The 3,483-nt window shown below is 71.1% G+C and carries 3 protein-coding genes; 2 read left to right on the plus strand and 1 reads right to left on the minus strand.

Features of this window, described 5'->3' with window-relative positions; translation table 11 throughout:
• Positions 1-79: 79 nt before the first annotated feature.
• A complete protein-coding gene (locus ABTZ89_RS37115) occupies positions 80-1,195 on the minus strand; it encodes a baeRF11 domain-containing protein (RefSeq protein WP_351053821.1) in 1,116 nt (371 codons plus the stop codon).
• 309 nt (positions 1,196-1,504) lie between these two features.
• Between ABTZ89_RS37115 and ABTZ89_RS37120 the strand changes: the two genes are divergently transcribed.
• A complete protein-coding gene (locus tag ABTZ89_RS37120; RefSeq protein WP_270952775.1) occupies positions 1,505-2,404 on the plus strand; it encodes a DMT family transporter in 900 nt (299 codons plus the stop codon).
• A gap of 180 nt (positions 2,405-2,584) precedes the next feature.
• Positions 2,585-3,483: SLC13 family permease (locus ABTZ89_RS37125; RefSeq protein ID WP_351053825.1), on the plus strand; the 899-nt coding region annotated here is incomplete at its 3' end.

Here is a 3,483-nt window from a genome sequence, read left to right on the forward strand (position 1 = left end):
GTCAAGCCCCGTGAGTACTTTGGGTGGCTATAGCAACCCAAAGTACTCACGGGTCACCACCTGCGGAAACGCGCACCGGTCAGGGGGCGTAGCGGAGGATGGCGGCGGTTTCGGCTCCGGCCGGGATGTCGTCGCGGCGGACCGCCAGGACGTGGCCGCCGGTGAGCCAGACGCGGCGGGCGATCTCGTCCTGGAGGCCGTAGGAGGACGCCCCGGTCGGCTCGAACTCGATCGCGCCGGCTTCGTCGATGACGCCCGGCGTCGTGCTGTCGATGTCCACGAACACCGTGTCCACCGCGCCCATCGTCGCGTACTTGGCCACGCCGGCGACGTCGGTGACCGTCCGCCCCTGCCCCGTGCGCAGGTCGAACAGCCGGTGCAGCTCGCGCAGCCGGTCCGCGTGCAGGTCGTCGAGGACGCTGCGGGCCGCCGAAGCTAGCTCTCGGTCGGTGCTCTCCTCCGGGTTTCCGGTCAGCCCGACCGGGGCCAGCTCGGGGGCGCCGCTGACCGACCGGAAGATGCTCTGCAGCGGTTCGGTGGCGGCCAGGATCAGCGGCACGTCGCCGCGCAGGACCGGGCGCAGCGCGCGGTCGACCGCGCGGGCGAACTGGCGGATCCGCACCTTCTTCCCCTCGTCGGCCTGCAACCGGCGGATCGGCGAGCGGTCGGCCGGGAACGCCCGCCCCACCGCGCTGTCGATGTCGGTCGGCATGCCGGACACCTCGATGGCCACCGGGTCCAGTTCGGGCAGCACTTCCAGCAACCGCACCGAGTTCTGCGCCAGCGCCAGCACCAGCGCGGTGTGCGGGAAGGTGATCGAGCGCAGCAGCGGCTTGAGGTGGAACCGGTCGGAGACCTCGGCCGCCGCGCGCAGCTGGTTGGGCAGCCGGAAGGTGGTGATCGACGTCGGCGTGGCGAAGACCGCGAGGCTGCGGGCCTGGTAGCGGAAGAACATCTCGTCGTCGGCGAGGTCGGCGAGCTGGTCGGCGAGCTCGCCCACCTCGTCCTTGTCCGCACCGCCCTCGCGGAGCTGTTCCAGCGCGCTGCTGGTCAGGTTCTTCAGCTCGACGCGCTCGGCATCGCCGTTGGACGCCGGATCGGTCGGCAGGTACAGCGACGCGCTGTGCGGGTCGCGCGCGGTCAGCAGCGCATCGACCTGGGAACGGGTCGGGATGTCGGTGTGCAGGATCGCCATCGCAGACCTCCGCGGAGCGTCGGGGTGAGGCGCCGGCGCGGCCCGGGAATGCCGTGCGGAACACGTTCCGGACGCCGCCGTGACCCGTTAGGGTGTACGTCGTGAACTCGTACTGGCGTCGCGTAACCCCGCCGCCGTCCTGCTGACGGGCGGCGCTCCCGACGGCTGTTCGCGTTGAACCGGCCGTCGCCTCATCCAGCTGTGCAGTCCTCATTGGGTCTTGCCTGAAACAGGCGTCCGGAAACCCTCCTGCACGCACGCGCCCCCGTTCGACTGGTCCTCGTCGGTCTTCGAACGGAAGAGTTCACCTTGTCGGATCAACTGCTCGACGCGCCCGCGCGCGTCCGGACCTCGTTCCTGTCCGGTCCTTTCCTCGTCCTGCTGGCTTCCGCGCTGTGGGGAACCACCGGTACCGCGGCCAGCTTCGCCCCCGCTGACGCCAGTCCGCTGTCGATCGGGGCCGCCACCATGGGTTTCGGCGGCCTGCTGCTGCTCGCGATCGCGGGCCGCTCCGCATTCGACGTGCTGCGGTCCGGGCAGCTCGGCCTGCTGGTCGTGGGCGCGCTGGCGGTGGCGGTGTACCCGCTGGCGTTCTACTCGTCGATGGCGCTGGCCGGGGTCGCCGTCGGCACCGTGGTCACGCTCGGTTCGGCGCCGGTGTTCGCCGCGATCTTGGAGCGGGTCGCGGACGGCGTCCGGCTGGACGGCCGGTGGGCGCTGTCCGCCGGACTGTCCGTGCTCGGTCTGCTGCTGATCACCGGCGGCTGGACCGGTGCCGGTGCGAGCACCGTGCTCGGCGCGCTGCTCGGTCTGCTCGGTAGCGCTTCCTACGTCGTCTACTCGTGGTCGGCGGCCCGGATGATGCGTCGCGGGCACGGGTCGCGCGCGGTGATGGGCGCGATGTTCGGCTCCGGTTCGCTGGTCCTGCTCCCGGTGCTCGCGTTCACCGGTGGGCCGCTGCTGAGCTCGCCGTCCGGGCTGGTCGTGGCGGGGTACCTGGCGGTGATCCCGATGGGGCTCGCCTACGTGCTGTTCGGTGCCGGGTTGCGCCGCACGTCCACCAGCGTGGCGACGACGTTGAGCCTGCTGGAGCCGGTGGTCGCCGCCGTCCTGGGCGTTCTCGTAGTCGGTGAGCGGTTGGGAGCCGGTGCGTGGTGCGGCATCGGACTGATCGGCATCGGTTTGGTGCTGGTCAGCACGCGTCGCTGAGACCTGTGCACAGCTGTGGATAACTTTGCGCCGCAGCACCCGCAGATGCTGGTGTTTTCCCTGGTCACACCCCTGTGGACAAAGTTGTCCACAGGGGTGTGGAAAACTACCCGGAGAAGATGAACACGCCTTCATGAGCGGTTCACGCACGTCTCAGCGGGACGTTCGATCGTGGACACCATGAACGGCGACCAGGACACCGAGCGGGTCCGCACCGACTACGCCACGAGTCCGGTGCGCACCACCCGCGAGATGTCCGAACCGCACCGCGAGCGCGGTTGGGCCATCGCGATCACTGCGGGCGCGCTGCTCCTGTTCGGGGTGGCGGCGGCGCTCACCGCACCGGACACCACCGAGCCCGGGGAGCTGAGCCGGACCGGGCTGATCACCGTCCTGGTGTTCGTCGCGGCGGTGCTCGGCTGGACGAGCAACCGCCTGGACGACACCTTCGTCGCGCTCGCGGCGGCTGCTGCGCTGGTCGTGCTGGGTGCGCTGGACGCGGAGCAGCTTTTCGCGTCGCTCGGCGACGACCAGATCTGGTTGCTGGTGGCGGCGTTCGTGCTGGCCGCCGGGATCAACCGCACCGGGCTGCCCGCGCGGCTGGCCGTCGCGCTGGTCGGTCAGGCCCGGTCGGCCCGCGGCCTGTTCCACCTGATCACGCTCGGCCTGCTGGCCACAGCTCTGCTGGTGCCCAGCACCAGCGGTCGCGCGGCGCTGGTGGTGCCCGTCTACTGCGCACTGGCCGGCGCGTTCGCCGCACGGCCTCGGCTGGTGCGGGCGCTGGCCCTGCTGTTCCCGACGGTGGTGCTGCTGTCGGCGGTCGCGACGCTGGTCGGAGCCGGTGCGCACCTGATCACCAGCCAGATCTTGGACGCCGCGATCGGCTCCGGCATCGGGTTCGGGCAGTGGCTGCTGTGGGGGCTGCCGTTCGCCGCGGTCAGCTCGCACCTGGCCGCCGAGCTGGTGCTGGTGCTGTTCACGACCCGCGCGGACCGCCGCGAGCAGCTGCGGATCGACGCCGCTGACCTGCGGGAGAAGCTGGACGTGCCGGTGCAGGTGCAGCGCGCCGAGATCCGGGC

Source organism: Saccharopolyspora sp. NPDC002686 (genome assembly GCF_040295745.1).
In the GTDB taxonomy this organism is placed as follows: Bacteria; Actinomycetota; Actinomycetes; order Mycobacteriales; family Pseudonocardiaceae; genus Saccharopolyspora; species Saccharopolyspora oryzae.